General features: G+C 62.4%; 2 protein-coding genes. One reads left to right on the top strand and one right to left on the bottom strand.

Going from position 1 to position 402, the window contains the following annotated elements:
- Positions 1-126: hypothetical protein (locus JZ791_RS47510; protein WP_498049427.1), on the bottom strand; the 126-nt coding region annotated here is incomplete at its 3' end.
- Between the two features lie 72 nt (positions 127-198).
- Between JZ791_RS47510 and JZ791_RS47505 the strand changes: the two genes are divergently transcribed.
- Positions 199-402: hypothetical protein (locus JZ791_RS47505; RefSeq protein WP_216904030.1), on the top strand; the 204-nt coding region annotated here is incomplete at its 3' end.

The following is a 402-nucleotide window of genomic DNA, read 5'->3' as shown; positions in this document are numbered from 1 at the left end:
CTCTTCCTGCGAGCCGTCGCACCAGTGGATCCTGGCGGGCTTGCAGAGGGCGGCCATGTCGGCCACCCAGGCGAGCAGGCGGGCGTTCTTGACGTATGCGGGGGCCTGGAGGTCGAGGCCTTGCATGGTGGGTGCGTTCATCGCGGGCTTCCTGAAGTTGAAAAACGGTTTTTCAAAGGAAGCGGCCGGGATGCGGCAGTGCCGCGCTGGCTCCTGAGCGCTGTCTTTGAAAAAACGTCTTGCGGCTCAGTCGGCGGGCGGGTGAACGGCACAGGGCAGGCGGTTCGCCAGGGGCGTTTGCGTCATCCGCAGGTCGGCTGGGATGACGATTTTATGAACCCACCCCTTTCCTGTCTGTCAGACAGGGGGGAAATCCATGCAAAAGATGCATGGGGTTATGCG

It is taken from the genome of Nocardia alni (genome assembly GCF_019038435.1).
GTDB lineage: Bacteria > Actinomycetota > Actinomycetes > Mycobacteriales > Mycobacteriaceae > Nocardia > Nocardia alni.
Note: the sequence above shows the minus strand (reverse complement) of the source record. Positions and strands in the feature narration are given on the sequence as shown.